14 protein-coding genes are annotated in these 16,179 nt (G+C 41.5%); 10 read left to right on the top strand and 4 right to left on the bottom strand.

What is annotated here, in order from left to right; translation table 11 throughout:
- Positions 1–5 precede the first annotated feature (5 nt).
- From J4E76_RS03190 to J4E76_RS03210, 5 genes are all read left to right on the top strand, one after another.
- Positions 6–1,376: a sigma-54 dependent transcriptional regulator gene (locus J4E76_RS03190; protein WP_208501205.1), complete on the top strand. Its 1,371-nt coding sequence runs from the start codon at positions 6–8 to the stop codon at positions 1,374–1,376.
- Positions 1,366–2,694 carry a PAS domain-containing sensor histidine kinase gene (locus tag J4E76_RS03195; protein ID WP_208501209.1) on the top strand — a complete coding sequence of 443 codons (1,329 nt, stop codon included), beginning with the start codon at positions 1,366–1,368 and terminating at the stop codon, positions 2,692–2,694. Before J4E76_RS03190 ends, J4E76_RS03195 begins: the two co-directional genes overlap by 11 nt.
- Before the next feature lie 44 nt (positions 2,695–2,738).
- On the top strand, positions 2,739–3,254 hold the full coding sequence (lspA, locus tag J4E76_RS03200) for a signal peptidase II (RefSeq protein ID WP_208501210.1): 516 nt from the start codon (positions 2,739–2,741) through the stop codon (positions 3,252–3,254).
- An 85-nt stretch (positions 3,255–3,339) separates the two neighbouring features.
- Positions 3,340–3,837 carry a DUF6265 family protein gene (locus J4E76_RS03205; protein ID WP_208501212.1) on the top strand — a complete coding sequence of 166 codons (498 nt, stop codon included), beginning with the start codon at positions 3,340–3,342 and terminating at the stop codon, positions 3,835–3,837.
- A gap of 189 nt (positions 3,838–4,026) precedes the next feature.
- A complete protein-coding gene (locus tag J4E76_RS03210) occupies positions 4,027–4,395 on the top strand; it encodes a glyoxalase/bleomycin resistance/extradiol dioxygenase family protein (RefSeq protein ID WP_208501214.1) in 369 nt (122 codons plus the stop codon).
- A gap of 2 nt (positions 4,396–4,397) precedes the next feature.
- Here the strand turns inward: J4E76_RS03210 and J4E76_RS03215 are convergent, their stop codons facing one another.
- On the bottom strand, positions 4,398–5,072 hold the full coding sequence (locus J4E76_RS03215) for a hypothetical protein (protein ID WP_208501215.1): 675 nt from the start codon (positions 5,070–5,072) through the stop codon (positions 4,398–4,400).
- A gap of 125 nt (positions 5,073–5,197) precedes the next feature.
- Between J4E76_RS03215 and J4E76_RS03220 the strand changes: the two genes are divergently transcribed.
- From J4E76_RS03220 to J4E76_RS03230, 3 genes are all read left to right on the top strand, one after another.
- Entirely contained in the window at positions 5,198–5,662 is a 465-nt protein-coding gene (locus tag J4E76_RS03220) for a nuclear transport factor 2 family protein (protein ID WP_208501217.1), read from the top strand.
- Positions 5,663–5,729: 67 nt separating this feature from the next.
- The gene (locus tag J4E76_RS03225) at positions 5,730–7,274 is read left to right on the top strand and encodes a M20/M25/M40 family metallo-hydrolase (protein ID WP_208501219.1); all 1,545 of its coding nucleotides are present in this window, start codon (positions 5,730–5,732) and stop codon (positions 7,272–7,274) included.
- A 118-nt stretch (positions 7,275–7,392) separates the two neighbouring features.
- Entirely contained in the window at positions 7,393–8,808 is a 1,416-nt protein-coding gene (locus J4E76_RS03230; RefSeq protein WP_208501221.1) for a serine hydrolase, read from the top strand.
- Here the strand turns inward: J4E76_RS03230 and arfB are convergent.
- Both arfB and yaaA read right to left on the bottom strand, forming a co-directional pair.
- Positions 8,805–9,224: an alternative ribosome rescue aminoacyl-tRNA hydrolase ArfB gene (gene arfB, locus J4E76_RS03235; protein ID WP_208501222.1), complete on the bottom strand. Its 420-nt coding sequence runs from the start codon at positions 9,222–9,224 to the stop codon at positions 8,805–8,807. The two genes, J4E76_RS03230 and arfB, sit on opposite strands and share 4 nt — an antisense overlap.
- Positions 9,225–9,397: 173 nt before the next feature.
- Positions 9,398–10,168 (bottom strand): peroxide stress protein YaaA, encoded by a 771-nt coding sequence (gene yaaA / locus J4E76_RS03240; RefSeq protein WP_208501223.1) that lies wholly within the window; start codon positions 10,166–10,168, stop codon positions 9,398–9,400.
- 143 nt (positions 10,169–10,311) lie between these two features.
- Here yaaA and hrpB point away from each other — a divergent pair, with 143 nt between their 5' ends.
- A complete protein-coding gene (gene hrpB, locus J4E76_RS03245; protein ID WP_208501224.1) occupies positions 10,312–12,801 on the top strand; it encodes an ATP-dependent helicase HrpB in 2,490 nt (829 codons plus the stop codon).
- Between the two features lie 7 nt (positions 12,802–12,808).
- Here the strand turns inward: hrpB and J4E76_RS03250 are convergent, their stop codons facing one another.
- Positions 12,809–15,241: an ABC transporter permease gene (locus J4E76_RS03250; RefSeq protein ID WP_208501225.1), complete on the bottom strand. Its 2,433-nt coding sequence runs from the start codon at positions 15,239–15,241 to the stop codon at positions 12,809–12,811.
- 145 nt (positions 15,242–15,386) lie between these two features.
- Here J4E76_RS03250 and J4E76_RS03255 point away from each other — a divergent pair, with 145 nt between their 5' ends.
- Positions 15,387–16,178, top strand: a complete 792-nt coding sequence (locus J4E76_RS03255; RefSeq protein ID WP_208501226.1) for an alpha/beta fold hydrolase — start codon at positions 15,387–15,389, stop codon at positions 16,176–16,178.
- Position 16,179 lies beyond the last annotated feature (1 nt).

Below are 16,179 nucleotides of genomic sequence, written 5' to 3' on the forward strand. Positions count from 1 at the left end.
AAAGTATGAAGGAGAACGGGAGAATTCTCATTGTAGATGATGACAACTATGTCATGCTTTCTATCCGTATTTTGCTTGAGCAGCATTATACTGATGTCCGGGGTATCAACAACCCTTTACAGATAGAATCTGCATTCTCGGAAAACCATTATGATGTAGTCATTTTGGATATGAACTTCAAGGCTGGTGAAACGGAAGGTCGGGATGGCCTTAGGTTTCTCAACCAAATTAAAGAGCTCTCTCCTACTACCAGCGTTATCTTCATAACCGCTTACGGTGAAATTAACCTCGCCATTGAGGCCATTAAAGAGGGGGCATTTGACTTCCTTGTCAAGCCTTGGCAGAATGAGAAACTACTATCTACTGTTTCGGCTGCCTTTAGACTTAATCGCTCTGCCAAGGAGATTGAGCAGTTGACTTCAAAACAGAAAGTATTGAATTCAATACTTGACGCCCCATTTTCTGACATTATTGGAGAATCGGATGCCATCAAGTCCGTACTCAGTCAAATTGAAAAAGTAGCCCAAACAGACGCCAATGTCTTAATTACTGGGGAAAACGGTACTGGAAAGGAGTTAGTGGCGCGAGCCATTCATAGAAGCTCTCACAGAAGTCAGGAGGTATTTCTAAATGTAGATATGGGTGCTATCACTGAAACGCTTTTTGAAAGCGAGCTCTTTGGTCATGTTAAAGGCTCTTTTACTGATGCCAAAACAGACAGAACCGGGAAATTTGAAGCCGCCAATGGGGGCTCTCTCTTTTTAGATGAATTAGGTAATCTAGGCCTTCCTTTACAAGCCAAACTATTGAGGGTAATACAAGATCAGCAAGTCGTTCCTGTAGGTGCCAATGATGCCCGTGACTACAATGCCAGACTTATCTGTGCTACCAATGCTAATTTGAGTAAGATGGTTAACGAAGGAGGTTTTCGGCAAGACTTGCTTTTTAGAATTAACACCATAGAAATCAAGCTCCCAGCCCTGAGAGAACGGCTAGAAGATATTCCACTTCTTGCAGACCACTTCCTTGCTCGTTTTAAGTCTAAGTATGGTAAGAAAGGACTCTTCATACCTGACAATATTTTTAAAAGATTGATGAAGTATGATTGGCCCGGAAACATACGAGAGTTACAGCACACTTTAGAGCGAGCCGTAATTATGAGTGACGGGAAGCAGTTACAAGTTGGAGATCTAGCCATTGGCAATACCAATCAAGCCGATAGTCCACAACTGGCTTCTCTTAACTTAGAGGAATTGGAAAAATGGGCAATTGAGTCCGCAGTCAAAAAGCATCAGGGTAATATCAGTAATGCAGCCGCAGAACTGGGTTTAAGTCGAGGAGCCATGTACCGCAGAATGGAAAAATATGAGCTTTAAAAATTTCAGAGTGCAGTCTCTCATAAGACTGTTATTGATTTTTGTGAGCTTATTTGGGCTGGTCTATTATCTCTTTATAGAGGTCAATTATATACGCGTATTCTTTCTAGGGCTCTTTTCCTTGATCATATTGATGTCGCTCTTTGCATACATTAATAGAACCAACAGGGATACGCGTTACTTTCTTGAGGCCATATTAAATAATGATTTCACCATCAAGTACAATAGCTCTAATCAAGGCAAAACCTTTCAAGAACTGTACTCCACCTTCAATAAGGTGAATGATAAGTTTATGGAGAGTACACAGTCAGATGCCTCGCAGTACCAGTATATTCTCACCCTCATCAACCAATTGCAGGTTGGTATCTTGGCTTATGATGAGAAAGAGAGAATACATCTAGCCAATAATGCTTTTGAGGAGTTATTGGGACAGTCACACATTCTCAATTTGTCGAACATTAGGGCAAAAAATGAGATTCTCTTCGAGCAGTTACAATCAATTCAAAATGGAGAGAATGTGGTCCAAAAAATTACAATTAACAATCAGGTTAGGCGACTGTCCATTTCTGCTACCACATTTCGTTTGAGGGCCAAACATTATAAGCTTATATCCTTGCAAGACATTCATGCGGAGCTAGATCAGAATGAAATGGAGGCATGGCAAAAGCTAATTAGAGTTTTAACACACGAGATCATGAACTCTGTAGCCCCAATCACATCACTTTCGTCTACAATGAAACAAGTTGTGCAACAAGGAGACCTTCAGGGTCAACGAAAAGCCACATTGGAAGAGGGCTTAGATGCCATCGAAGCTAGAAGTCAAGGACTGATGAACTTTACTCAGGCATATAGGGCTTTGACCAGAGTTCCTTTACCAAACATCAAGGAAGTTGATGGGCCAAATTTCTTCCAAAGAATTTCATCCCTCTTCGAGCCGACACTAGCTGATACTCAAATTGTCTGGAAGCTAAGCATACCTCAAGAAGACTTTAAGCTTTTGATAGACCCTGACCTTATCGAACAAGTGATTATAAATCTATTGAAAAATGCAAAAGAGGCGGTGGATCAAAACAGTGGTAGCATCAGTTTATCTTACCAAGAAGGCCATGGCGCAAGTCAATCGACTATTAAAATTGTCGACAATGGAAGTGGAATCTCCGATGACATTTTAGAAAAGGTATTTATTCCATTCTACACAACCAAGACCGAAGGTTCTGGTATTGGACTGAGTCTCGCCAGACAAATAATTCAATCACATAAAGGCGAACTCTCACTTGAAACCTCCTCAAGTGGCACTTCATTTTACATCAAGCTCTAGCATCTTTATTCGTTTTAACTACTTTTGAGGAAATTTCGAATTATATGAAGAGCATACCGAGAACCGCTTTAATCATCATCATCATTTTGGCCAATATTGCCGTTGATCAGGTGACTAAAAAGATGACTCGGGATCGTATTGAATACAATGAAACCATTGAGGTCATTGGTGAGTATTTGATTCTGACCAAGGTGGAAAATGAAGGAGCTTTTCTCGGAATGGGTTCTTCCCTATCTCCTACTATGAGAAAAGTATTACTCCTAATACTACCTGCCGGTGTAATGATAGCCCTCTTCGTTTATCTGATCAGGAACAAAGAGATTACCTCTATGAGTATGGTTGCACTGTCCTTTATTGTAGGCGGGGGTATCGGAAACGTCTATGATCGAATAGTCTATGGATCTGTCACAGATATGGTGTTTATAGACTTGCAATTTGCCCATACAGGTATTTTCAATTTGGCTGATGTTTCTGTAATGATTGGCACAGGCATCATTTTAGTTGAGCAATTCTTACCCAAAAAGAAAAACGAAGCTCCAGCCGTTCAAGAGGAAGGATAATTAAGCTTTTACACTTGATAAGTATCATGGAGGGGAAGCCTTGTCCCCTTTCTGTACTTTGTCCGTCATTACCTAAATTAAGACAATGAAGTACTTTTTAACCTCGATGCTCTTGGGCATCTTTTTCAATGCCTATTCCCAAAAAACCCTTCAATTAGGCAACTCTCTCTCTCCCAAAGCCAGTCTATCCGAAGTTGCCTGGATTACGGGCAGTTGGGAAGGTGAAGCCTTTGGCGGACAAGTTCAGGAAGTATGGACTCCCCCATTGGGCGACTCAATGATGTGTGCTTTCAAGCTTGTTGTTGATGGTAAAGTCCAGTTCTATGAGCTGTGTCAAATTAGAGAAGAAAACGGCAGTTTGGTACTACGTCTAAAACACTTTAATGGTGACCTTAAAGGCTGGGAAGAAAAGAATGACACGGTTGATTTCAAACTGGTGAAAGTCGAAAAAGACATTGTCTACTTTGAGGGCTTCACCATAGAAAAAGTTTCCCAAGACAAAATCAATATGTACGTAATGATTGGTGAAGAAGGAAAGAAAAGTGAAGTAGCTTTTAATTATTCTAGAAGTATAGAAGACTAAAGAATCATCCACAGAAGAAAGGCCACAATCAGTAGAATGGCAATCCAACTAGTCCCTTTCATTTGAGTTGGGAACTCATATTGACAAATGGGACAAGTCTTCTCATTCGAGTCGACCTGCATGGCACAGGAAGGGCACTCTTTCTTAGTTTCTTTCACTCTAGGATACTTTTTTGATTAAATTAATGAAATGGAGTCAAAAACAGGCATTAAAGGAATAGAACCCGTGCTACCCTCTCAAGATATTGAGCGTGATGTGGCTTGGCACAAACAACATACAGGTTTCGAATACGCATTTGGAGACAAGATGTATGCCGGTGTTAAACGAGAAGGTCAGTTCATCCACCTACAATGGCATGCCGATAATGAATCAGACCCATTGCTAGGTGGGTCTGTGATTAAAATATTTGTGCATGACATAGAACCCTATGCTAAAGAGTTCATTGACAGAGGCACAATAGAAACAGAGAAATATCAGCGAAACACCCCTTGGGGGACTCATGAGTTTGGCTTTCATGACCTGAATGGCAATGCCATATACTTTGTTCAGGATGCTTAACCTTATTTTTTCTTTGTAAATGGAATTGTCCAGCCAATAGTCAATTGAGCGTCTAGTGACCAATTATTGTATGGCAAAGAGAGGTTGGATGATGTATTTCCATAATAAACCCCAACTCTACCTTCTAAAAAGAGACCTGACTTAAACTCTTTTCGATAACCATAGTATAGCCCAATGTCTGGGCTAGAGTTAAATACTCTTTTGTCTTTTTTAAATATCGAAGGTCCCATGGTGCTGCTGCTCGCATCCACCGTATACTCTGACCTATCTGTAAAAGTTAATGCATCCATTATCTGTAGGGATAAATAATGACCAGACTGGCTGTTTTTCTTGAAATAATAATTGAGTGCAAATGAGACATTGGCCACCTGATTGTAATCGGTAAATGAGGTCAATCCTCCCAGGCTAAATGCTCTTCCTTCAACACTAGATGATTTCTTAAGCCGAAGGTTATGATATAGACTTGCCTTTATACCTAATCTTGGTGTTATAAAGCGTTCATAGTTTAACTCGAACCCTAATTCTTGGCCGTACCTGTCATAAGCACTTAAACCCAGCCGTAGCACAGACTTTGGCTTTTCCAATGTGTTGGTTGTCGACAAATCTTGTCCAGTTGCAAACTGGGGCACCAAGCCGATTATCAATAAAGAGACGATGAGAGTACTGATTTTTTTCATTGTGTCATATTTTGTGTTTAACCTTCTGATAAACCTAGACATCACAATTGTTAAGTTTTCCCAACGGCCTGTTAATGAATCTATAAATTGGTTAAGAATGGTTAAGCCACTATCTTAAACTCAACATGAAAGAGCTCATCGATAAATTCTACACTGCTTTTGCTAACCTAGATGCCGAAGTTATGGCCTCATGCTATCACACAAACATTGTCTTCTATGACCCAGGGTTTGGAACGTTAAAAGGAAAAAGAGCCAGTAATATGTGGCGAATGCTTTGCTCTAACCAAAAAGGTAAAGGCCTTAAAGTAACTCATAGTAATGTGATGGCAGATGCTACAAAGGGTTCAGCCCACTGGGAAGCTCATTATACATTTAGCAAGACAGGTCGCAAGGTGCACAATATCATTGATGCGGAGTTTGAGTTCAAAGATGGACTTATCATAAAGCACACGGACACCTTCAACCTTCATCGTTGGTCAGGTCAAGCTTTAGGTTTCCAAGGCCAGTTGCTAGGTTGGACAGGCTTCTTCAAAAAGAAACTTCAGGCTCAAACCAATCGCCTACTGGATAAGTTCGAATCGCAGCGCTGATTATATAATCGGTTAGTGTGGCAAGTGCTTTCCTTCCTATCTTACGTCTAAATTTAAACCAACCAGAATGAAAAGAATATTTACACTAATCACTGTGTTAACATTTGTTCTTGCACCGCTTACTCAAGCACAAGATCAAAAGACAGTAATTGACAATATGATCAAGGAGGCTACAGAAAACTCAATGCTTGAAGAGTTAGCTTATGAGCTTCTTGATAAAAACGGGCCTCGATTGGTGGGGACACCTCAAATGAATTCAGCCAATGACTGGGCAGTTGCTAAGTATGGTACCTGGGGCATCTCTGCCAAAAATGAGAAATGGGGAGAATGGCGCGGCTGGGAACGCGGAATCACCCATGTCGATTTAATCGAACCACGTGTTAAAACACTTGAGGCTATGGCTTTGGCATGGAGTGCTGCTACCAACGGACCTGTAACGGCTGAGGTAACAATGATACCAGACGTAGCAGACAAAGCTGCATTTGATGCTTGGTTACCTTCTGTAAAAGGAAAGTTTGTAATGGTAGATGTGGCCCAACCTACGGGTCGTCCTGGCTACAACTGGGAAAAGTTCGGTACCGAAGAGTCTATCGAAAATATGAGAAAACTTCAGCGTGAAACCATTACGAACTGGAGACAGAGAATTAGAAATACCGGATATGGAAGAGGTCTTGATCAAGCCCTGGAAGATGCTGGTGCTTTAGGAATTTTAAAATCTAACTGGTCAAGAGGTTTTGGCGTCAACAAAATCTTCAGTGCACGATCAAAGAAAATCCCAGCCGTTGATATCGGATTGGAAGATTATGGCACACTATTCAGAATGCTAGAGCATGGCGATACTCCAACCATCAAGGTAGAAGTAACCTCCAAAGAGTTAGGTCAGATGCCTACATACAACACTGTTGCCACAATTCCTGGTGGAGAGAAAGCAGATGAATATGTAATGCTTTCAGCTCACTTCGATTCTTGGGATGGTGGCACAGGTGCTACTGACAATGGTACTGGTACGCTTGTTATGATGGAAGCCATGAGGCTCTTGAAGAAGTACTACCCTAACCCAAAGAGAACCATTATTGCCGGTCACTGGGGCAGTGAAGAGCAAGGGCTAAACGGTTCTAGTGCTTTTGTACAGGATAACCCGAAAGTTGTAGCGGGTCTTCAGGCGCTTTTCAATCAAGATAATGGTACAGGTAGAGTAGTTAATATCAGCGGGCAAGGTTTCTTGCATTCTTATGAGTTTATCAACCGTTGGTTATCAGCTGTTCCTAGAAAGTATAAAGCCGAGATTAATACAAACTTCCCTGGAGCTCCAGGAGGCGGTGGTTCTGACTATGCTTCTTTCGTAGCAGCAGGAGCACCAGGCTTTAGTTTGAGCTCTTTAAGCTGGGACTATGGTACTTATACTTGGCACACCAACAGAGACACCTACGACAAAATCGTATTTGATGATGTTCGTAACAATGCTATTCTAACGGCAATCATGATATACATGGCTAGTGAAGATCCAAAGACCTTCCCTCGAGATAAGGCCGAGCTGGGTCTTAACCCAAGAAATGGACAGCCGAGAACATGGCCAAACCCAAGAAACCCTAACCGTAAGGGAGGGCAATAATTAAATCAACCCCACAATTGGGCCAACACATTCAAATGTGTTGGCCTTATTTTTGTCCCATGGCCTAGTAACTTTTTGTTAGTCAATCAAGTCTATTCACTGAACTCACTATCAAACCATGAAGAATTTACTCACTCTCACCCTACTTTTTTTAGCATCATTCGGCTATGCACAGGATAAAGATCTCAATGAAAGAATTAAGCGTATAGAAAACGGCCTGATGCCATCTCTTCAAATCAAGGGTGAGCCAACTCCCACCTTCAATGTAAACGAAAGATTAAAACAACTAGGAATTCCAGGGATTAGCATAGCCTTTGTCAATAATGGTAAGGTAGAATGGGCACGTGCCTATGGAATGGCTGATGTAGCCAGTAACAAACCTATGACCCCGGAGACCATGCTCTTGGCAGGATCGATCAGTAAGCCGATTGCTGCTCTTAGGGCCCATCAAATGGTTGAAAGTGGACAACTGAGCCTTGACGCCAATGTAAATGACTATCTCACCTCTTGGAAACTCCCAGACAATGAGTTCACTACCAAGGAGAAGGTAACATTAAGGAGAATTTTGAATCATACCGCAGGACTGACCGTGTGGGGCTTCCCAGGATACGATAAAGGAGATAATGTACCGTCCGTTCCTGAGGTTCTAGATGGTAAAGGAAATACTGATTCAGTGAGGGTGTACAAAGAACCAGGAAGAAGTTGGATGTACTCAGGTGGTGGCTATACCATTATGCAATTGATGATCACCGATGTGGAAGGCCGTAGCTTTCCAGAAACGATGCAAAAGAACGTACTAGACCGAATAGGAATGGAAAAGAGCACATTCCTCAACCCACTTCCAGGAAAGTACCATAGCATTGCTGCTACAGGTTATAGAGGCAATGGACAAGAGGTAGAAGGCAAATGGCCTATCTACCCTGAAATGGCCGCAGCGGGCTTATGGACTACCCCAACACAGCTTATACAATACGCCATAGAAATACAGAAGATTAACAATAGTAAAGAAGATGGAATACTGAAGTATAGCTCTGTAGAGGCTATGCTCACACCAGGCATGAACGATCACGGTTTAGGTCCACAGACAGGTGAGGAAAGATTCGGTCATGGTGGTGCAGATGAAGGCTTTAGAGCAAATCTCATTGCCTGGAAAAATGAGCCCTATGCCCTAGTGGTAATGGTAAACTCTGACAATGGACAGATCATGCAAGAGTTTCAGCTAGCCGTAGCAAAAGAATATGGTTTATCAGGAATTGAAGCTGATGTTAAAGAGGTGATTGCCATGTCTGAAGAAACGCTAGAAAAGTACACTGGCAAGTTTCAGGTGGGTGACATTGGTGTTGTTGAAGTAGAAAGTACAGGCGGCACTCTCCTATTTAAAGCCCCTTTTATTCAGCAAAGAGTTGAGCTAGTGGCTCAAAGTGATACAAAGTTCTTTGACAAAGCCGATGGCACTCCTATTACGTTTGAGTTAAAAGATGGAAAAGTGACAGGCTTTAAAGTGCAAGGCTTAACTGCGACAAGGACAAATTAATACTCAGGAGGCTTGCGGTTCGATTTCTTATCGGAAAGTTTCTTCTTCGCTTCCAAACGCTTACGAATAGCTGCCTTTGAAGGCTTTGACTTCTTTCGAGGTTTGGGGTCTGTAAAAGCAAGTTCAAGTAGGCGTTTGAAAGTTTTGATAGCCTCCTCTTTATTTCTCAGTTGGCTACGATGTTTTTCAACATGTATAGCCAAAACACCTTCCGAATTCAGCCTAGTTTTCCATTTAGTTAAAAGGCGTTCTTTTTCTTCAGGCCTTAACACGTATGACTTTGATATTGAGAATTTTAAACTGACTCTTGTCTCTACTTTATTGACGTTCTGTCCACCCGGACCTGAACTCCTTGAGGTTTGAAATTCTAGTTCAGGTGAATAATCTCTTTCCGCTATTGCCTTTGGGTTAAACATGTTCTATTTCGTCATCCTGAACGGAAGTGAAGAATCCTTAAGCTTTTATATTTTAAGACCAGTTTAGTACGTCAACTCGAAGTATGAGAGATCTTCTACACTAGTAAAATAGCCTCTTTACTTCTGGTCAAGATTCCTCCTATGCCCGAATGACTTACTTGGAAAGTACAAACTTAGACTTCGTCTCTTTTAAAGACCAATTTCGTTTCGTGTGAACTTTCAGCATCAAACCAATAACCTTCATAATCGAATGCTTTCAGTGCTTCTGGCTCTTCAATTTTATTCTTGATAATAAACTGTGCCATAAGTCCCCTAGCCTTCTTGGCAAAGAATGAGATTACCTTATACTTTCCGTTCTTCTGGTCAAGAAACTCCACATTAACCACTTTTGCTTTAAGGCTTGGTCTATCGATTGCTTTGAAATACTCTTGAGAAGCAAGATTAACTAAAACCTTATCTCCTTGACGTTTTAAATCCCTATTGACCTGAGCCACAATCCTGTCTGACCAATAATTATAAAGGGTGTTATAGTCATCAAAAGCCAGTCGAGTACCCATTTCTAATCGGTACGGCTGAATAAGGTCCAATGGTCTTAATAATCCATAGAGTCCTGAAAGAATTCTAAGATGACCTTGCGCATATAGAATGTCATCATCAGACAACTCCTCGGCTTCAAGGCCCAGGTAAACATCACCTTTAAATGCATAAACCGCTTGTTTCGCACGTTTGGTATTCTTGCCTTTGGCAAACTTTTGATACCTACTCACATTAAGCTCTGCCAAGTTCTCGCTTAGACTCATCAATTCCTGAATCTCTTCAGGACTCTTCTGTCTTAAAACACCAATCAATTCAAGGGTTTCTTTTTGAAAACGAGGATATGATTTTTCCTTATCACAAGGGGTTTCAAAATCAAGGGTCTTAGCCGGGGAGATAACGTATAGCATGGTTCAATTCTGTCTACAACAAACATACAAATTGAACTAGTATTTTGTTCCAAATCCTTATTAGTAATCTCAATAATATATAGTCTGAAGGTTTAAAAAAATTGACTCATAGATTGAGCAGGAAACCACTTATCTTCGCGTCAATGGCATTCGATCCCCAATCCATAGACCTTCCGGTAGTAGAGATAATCTCAGATGTGCAATCTCAATTGGCAGACAAGAACAGTCTGGTTGTAAACGCACCTCCTGGGGCTGGAAAAAGTACGCTTTTGCCATTGGCCTTACTGAATGAACCCTGGTTAGGGGGGAAAAAGATATTGATGCTGGAGCCAAGAAGACTGGCTGCCAGAACCATTGCTGAACGCATGGCTTATTTCTTAGGAGAGCCTGTGGGCCAAACGGTAGGCTATCGCATTCGCTTTGACAATAAGACCTCTGAAAACACCAAGATCGAAGTACTGACCGAGGGCATACTCACGCGCATGATTCAAAGCGACAATGCACTTGAGAATGTTGCTATGGTCATTTTCGATGAATTCCATGAACGTAGCATCCATGCAGATGTGGCATTAGCTCTTTGTCGTGAGGCACAACAAGTATTGAGGCCTGACCTGCGGATTATGATCATGTCGGCAACGCTTAACATGCCTCAACTCACCTCACTCCTTAATGCACCAGCTGTTGTGAGTAAAGGACGTCAATATCCAGTTGATGTCAATTATGCTGGAGACATTGATGAATTTCTGATGCCTGAGCTCTGCTCTAAAACCATCATTTCTGCAGCAAAGAAGCATGAAGGAGATATTTTAGTCTTTCTCCCTGGTCAAAGGGAGATCAGAAACACGGCTGAAATACTACGAAAAGAATTGCGTGGCTTCCAGATACACCAACTCTATGGCGCACTGCCTCAAAGACAGCAGATTGCTGCGATAATGCCTGACAGAGAGGGTCGAAGAAAGGTGGTCTTAGCTACTTCAATTGCCGAGACAAGTTTGACCATTGAAGGCATTAAAGTGGTTGTAGATAGTGGTTTTGGTCGTACCTCTAAGTTTGATCCAAATTCAGGGCTGTCTCGTCTTGAGACAGTCCGTATCTCTCGAGACTCAGCAGATCAACGAGCCGGCCGTGCGGGAAGACTCAGTGCAGGGCATTGCTATCGCATGTGGTCTAAAGTAACCCACCAGAGACTATCCGATCATATTGTACCAGAAATCATGGAGGCCGACCTCGCCTCATTGGTTTTGGATATGGCCCAATGGGGAATTGTGGATATTAAGCAAATGACTTGGTTGACTCCCCCACCAAGAGGCCCACTCATGCAGGCAACTGACTTACTTCATCAACTTGAAGCATTAGAGAATGGTAGAATTACCGAACATGGTAAGAGAATGCTTAAGTTACCATGCCACCCACGTATTGCCCATATGCTCCTACTTGCAGATGAGGAAGATCAATTGGGGTTAGCCACAGATATTGCGGCACTACTCGAAGAGAGGGATCCCTTAGGCCGAGAGGCAGGCATAGACCTTAACACAAGGATTGATGCGCTTAGAGTGCACAGAAGAGAAGAAAGAGACGGCCGTAAACTGGGTAGAATTGAAAAGATAGCCAGTCAATACCGAAAGCTGTTTGAACTCGAAGCAGACAACGACCACATTGACCCCTATGAAACAGGAGTACTGTTGACACATGCATACCCTGAGAGAATTGCTTTTGCGAGGCCTGGCAACAATGCCCAATTTCAGCTATCTAATGGCAGGTACGCCATGGCAGGACACCGAGAAGATTTAGCAGCAGAACCTTGGCTTGCCATTTGCCATGTAGATGCAAGGGATGGGATGGGCAAAATACACATGGCTTCCCCTCTAAATCCTAGAGATCTTGCACCCTTGGTAAAGGAGAAAGAAGTTATCACCTGGGATAGTGAAGACGGAGGGCTAATGGCCAACTTGAATTTGTGTATAGGCAGCATAGTCCTGAAAAGTACACCGCTACCCGACCCAGACCCTTCGCACCTGGTAACCGCAATCATTGATGCTATCAAAAAGGAAGGTGAACGATTGCTAGATTTTAATGAAGAGGTAGCACAATGGCAGAATAGAGTGATTAGCCTTAGGAGGTGGAATCCAGAGGAAGGGTGGCCTGAAGTGAGCACTCCTAGCCTTTTGACTACTTCGGCTGAGTGGTTAAGTCCTTACCTTACCGATGTAAAAAGACCAGAAGACCTTAAGAAGATAAACCTCAAAGAAGTGCTTCAGCATAGCCTGAGCTTTGAACAACAGCAAGACTTAGATAAGTTGGCACCTTCAAAAATCGAAGTTCCTAGTGGCTCGAATATCAAACTAATGTATCGCGATAATGGAGAACCTCCTGTTCTGGCTGTTAGAATACAAGAAGTCTTCGGTCTCGGAGAAACACCTAAAATCAACCGTGATAAAAAGAGTGTATTGATGCATTTACTATCACCTGGATACAAACCTGTTCAGATTACCTCAGATTTAAAGAACTTCTGGGCTGACACCTACTTCGAGGTGAAAAAGGAATTAAAGAGGCGATACCCAAAACATGTCTGGCCCGATGACCCTACCCAAGAGCCTGCGACCAGGTTTGCTAAAAAAAGAAAGACTAACTGAAAGAGTTCTACTCATACTTAAGTGCCTCTATGGGGTTCGCAACAGCAGCCTTTACCGCATGATAACTGACCGTTAAAATGGTTATAGTCAATTGTATGAGTCCTGCTATCAAAAACAAATCCCAAGTCATTTCAATACGGTAAGGAAATGTAGTAAGCCACTCATATCCTAGCCAATAAGCCAATGGGCCTGCGATAATCATTGATAATACAACGAGGAGAGAGAAGCCTCTTGCCAGGATATAAACAATAGTTGGTACTGGCGCTCCAAAAACCTTTCTTATTCCTATTTCCTTATTTCTTCTCTGTGTAGAAATAAACGCTAAGCCAAACAAGCCTAGGCATGAAATGGATATGGCAATACATGAAGCAGTTAGGATGATACTCCTCCAACGCTTTTCTTTAGCAAATTGTGACGCATTTGATTCTTCCATCAGTCTAAAATCAAATGGATTGTTAGGGTTAAACTTTAACCATGCTGCTTCTATTGCCATTAGCGAACTTGATAGGGTACTTGGTTCAAACTTTACAAGCAGACGTTGTAAACCTCGTCTTTTATCAAGCTCAAAAACTGTTGGAACAATCTCTTGCGTTGCTGAAAATAAATTAAAGTCATTCACTATTCCGATTATTGTCTTTCCTCTGTATGTGGAATTTAAACCTCCATTCACTGAATCTCTCAAGTGCATGACCGATGCGAACCTCTCATTAACAATTATTTGGTTAAGTCCTTCAAGAGTGGATATTCTATCAAAATCTCGACCCTCAAGAACTTCAATACCCATCGTTTCGAAGTAATCAAAATCGACAGACGTACTATAACCTATTAATTCTGTTTTCTCCCCCGTCTCAGGATTTACCTCCTCAAAAGCCAAATGAGAATAATTACTGGCATTTCCTGACACATTTAGAATTGAGGGCGTCTTTTGCAACTCCCTCCTCATCAGGTTTGCCAGGGCCTGTCCCCTAGACTTTGTCGAATCGAGTAGACTGGCTTTAGACAAATCCCCTGTCTTTATGGATATGAGATTGGTATCATCATAGCCACGGTCCATGTTGACAAGAAAATTTATTTGTCTGTTCATGGCCAAAACACCCACAATTAAAACCGCTGCAATAGAGAATTGTAAAACAATTAGAATCCCTTGTAGACCTCCTTTCCTATTTGACCCATCGAAACGTCCTTCTAGGGCCGTCACGGTATTAAGACGAGAGATTATTAACGCAGGGTAAGAGCCTGCTATAAAAGCTGCAAAGGTCACTGCTATAAATGCAATCGATATATAAATGGGGTTTTCAATAATTGACTTACTAAATTCTTTTTCCGCAGCTAACTCAAAGTATGGCAAGACCAATTCAGCCAATAACAGGCCTAAAAGAAATGACGTAGTGCTAATAATGAATGCCTCGCCTAAGAACTGAGCTACTAATTGATGCTTCTTCGCCCCTATTACCTTCCTGACACCAATTTCTTTAGCACGAGGCAAAGCCCGAGCAAGTGATAAATTCGTAAAATTGAAGCATGCTAACAACAGAATAAGCAAGGCAATTCCGCTTAAAAGAAAAGAATAAAACCTATCACCTGTCTCTTGCATACCCGCTTGTTTCCCCGAAGCCATAGACTTCTCAAAATGAAGGTTATAAATAGGTTGTAGGTTATACCTTCCCGCATATTGGGGAGAGTCTACCATCTTCCGCCTAGCTAGTTCATCAATTTGCTTTGTTAAATCAGCGATGTTTGTGTTCGGTAAAATTTGTACGAATGTTTGAAAAGTTATTTCAGAAATATACCAGTCTTTCGCATCATTACTTTGTCGGTTATAAGCCATCAAATAATTCTGAAAAGGGATGAGGAATTCGAAGTCAAGAGAGGAATTACTTGGTAAATCTTTGAGTACAGCTCCTACGGTAAATGTTTTCCACTCTCCCCTTATATTTAAGTCTATCGACTCTCCAACAGCCATGGACTTACCAAAAATGCGCTTGGCAGCTTTTTCCACCAGAGCAATTTGAGAAGTCCCATTTAACACTGATATCCCATCACCATATTTATTTAGAAAACTGAACATCTCAAGGAATTCAGGCTCTGCATAGAAAGCCTTACCTTGATTTTGAATATTATCCCCAGAACGAATGTCAAAAGCCGTGTTTACGTAACGACACTGATTGATGACCAATGGCAATTCCTCCTTAAGTGTGGGGCCTACTGGCATTTTTACAAACTCCATGACCTGCTTCTCATCAAAGCTTGGCATGGTCCTAACCCGATATATATGCTCACCATTTACATGAAACCGATCGAAAGTCATTTCATCTTTCACATAATGCATGATTAAAAGACAACAAGCTACTCCTAAGGCTAAACCAGATATGTTAATAAAGGAATAACCTTTATACTTGATTAGATTTCTAAAAGCGGTTTTGAGATAATTCTTGAGCATAAGGATTAATGTAAAAAACATAACTTATCGCTCCTATCTAAAAAGTGTTAACTGGTTCTCAATTCACATCTTTTAAGAAAACCACCTCTTGTAGGTTATTACCAAGCTTTTAAGGATCTTGTACCCATTCATACTAAATAGACCAATGCGACTTTTAACCACCCTTTTAATACTCACACTTATGTCTACTTTAAGTCTCGCACAAACTCCTAGAAAGTCCGAGCATGTATCGGTAAATGGAAAACAACTTTATTATGAAGTCTATGGCAATGGTAAGCCCTTGATCATGCTTCATGGCTACAGCCTCTCTTCTACACACTGGAAGCCTTATGTTGAAGACTTTAGTACCGACCATGAGGTATACCTTATTGACTTGACTGGACATGGAAAGTCGGAAGCCTTTAAAGAAGAGCTTTCCATCGCTTCGGTTGCTGATGACCTAAGTCAACTGATTAAGGAAATTGGCATCGAATCAATGGACGCGATTGGCTTTAGTTTTGGCGGTGACGTTCTTTATCAACTTGCCCTACTTGAACCAGAGCTAATAAATTCCATGATTACTATAGGTGCTATTGGCACATGGGATGTCAATGATTTTCCTCAATATCTAGATTCATATACTTTCGAAAACATTGACCAATTTGAGTGGATGAGGTCTTCACATTCGAGCGATGAGCAGATTAAAACCATCATGGAGCAATTCAAAAACTACACTGTTTTAGTGAGTGATGAACAACTAAAGACCATAAAACCCGAGGTGATGATTATGCTAGGTGATGATGATATCGGTATTGAACTAGAAGAGGTCGCTCGTGTGAGAAAGCATTTGCCCAAATCAGACCTATGGGTACTCCCAAATGTTCCTCATGGTGCCCATGAAGGAGAAAACAAACCGGATTTTATTAAAATTGCAAAGGCATTCTTATCCAAAGAGTAAT

Source organism: Roseivirga sp. E12 (assembly GCF_017592825.1).
Lineage (GTDB): Bacteria > Bacteroidota > Bacteroidia > Cytophagales > Cyclobacteriaceae > Roseivirga.

What these genes read in the sequence shown, in the direction of transcription:
- J4E76_RS03190 (WP_208501205.1), top strand. Translation starts at nt 6, where the DNA reads ATGAAGGAGAACGGGAGAATTCTCATTGTAGATGATGACAACTATGTC.
- J4E76_RS03195 (WP_208501209.1), top strand. Translation starts at nt 1,366, where the DNA reads ATGAGCTTTAAAAATTTCAGAGTGCAGTCTCTCATAAGACTGTTATTG.
- lspA (WP_208501210.1), top strand. Translation starts at nt 2,739, where the DNA reads ATGAAGAGCATACCGAGAACCGCTTTAATCATCATCATCATTTTGGCC.
- J4E76_RS03205 (WP_208501212.1), top strand. Translation starts at nt 3,340, where the DNA reads ATGAAGTACTTTTTAACCTCGATGCTCTTGGGCATCTTTTTCAATGCC.
- J4E76_RS03210 (WP_208501214.1), top strand. Translation starts at nt 4,027, where the DNA reads ATGGAGTCAAAAACAGGCATTAAAGGAATAGAACCCGTGCTACCCTCT.
- J4E76_RS03215 (WP_208501215.1), bottom strand. Translation starts at nt 5,072, where the DNA reads ATGAAAAAAATCAGTACTCTCATCGTCTCTTTATTGATAATCGGCTTG.
- J4E76_RS03220 (WP_208501217.1), top strand. Translation starts at nt 5,198, where the DNA reads ATGAAAGAGCTCATCGATAAATTCTACACTGCTTTTGCTAACCTAGAT.
- J4E76_RS03225 (WP_208501219.1), top strand. Translation starts at nt 5,730, where the DNA reads ATGAAAAGAATATTTACACTAATCACTGTGTTAACATTTGTTCTTGCA.
- J4E76_RS03230 (WP_208501221.1), top strand. Translation starts at nt 7,393, where the DNA reads ATGAAGAATTTACTCACTCTCACCCTACTTTTTTTAGCATCATTCGGC.
- arfB (WP_208501222.1), bottom strand. Translation starts at nt 9,224, where the DNA reads ATGTTTAACCCAAAGGCAATAGCGGAAAGAGATTATTCACCTGAACTA.
- yaaA (WP_208501223.1), bottom strand. Translation starts at nt 10,168, where the DNA reads ATGCTATACGTTATCTCCCCGGCTAAGACCCTTGATTTTGAAACCCCT.
- hrpB (WP_208501224.1), top strand. Translation starts at nt 10,312, where the DNA reads ATGGCATTCGATCCCCAATCCATAGACCTTCCGGTAGTAGAGATAATC.
- J4E76_RS03250 (WP_208501225.1), bottom strand. Translation starts at nt 15,241, where the DNA reads ATGCTCAAGAATTATCTCAAAACCGCTTTTAGAAATCTAATCAAGTAT.
- J4E76_RS03255 (WP_208501226.1), top strand. Translation starts at nt 15,387, where the DNA reads ATGCGACTTTTAACCACCCTTTTAATACTCACACTTATGTCTACTTTA.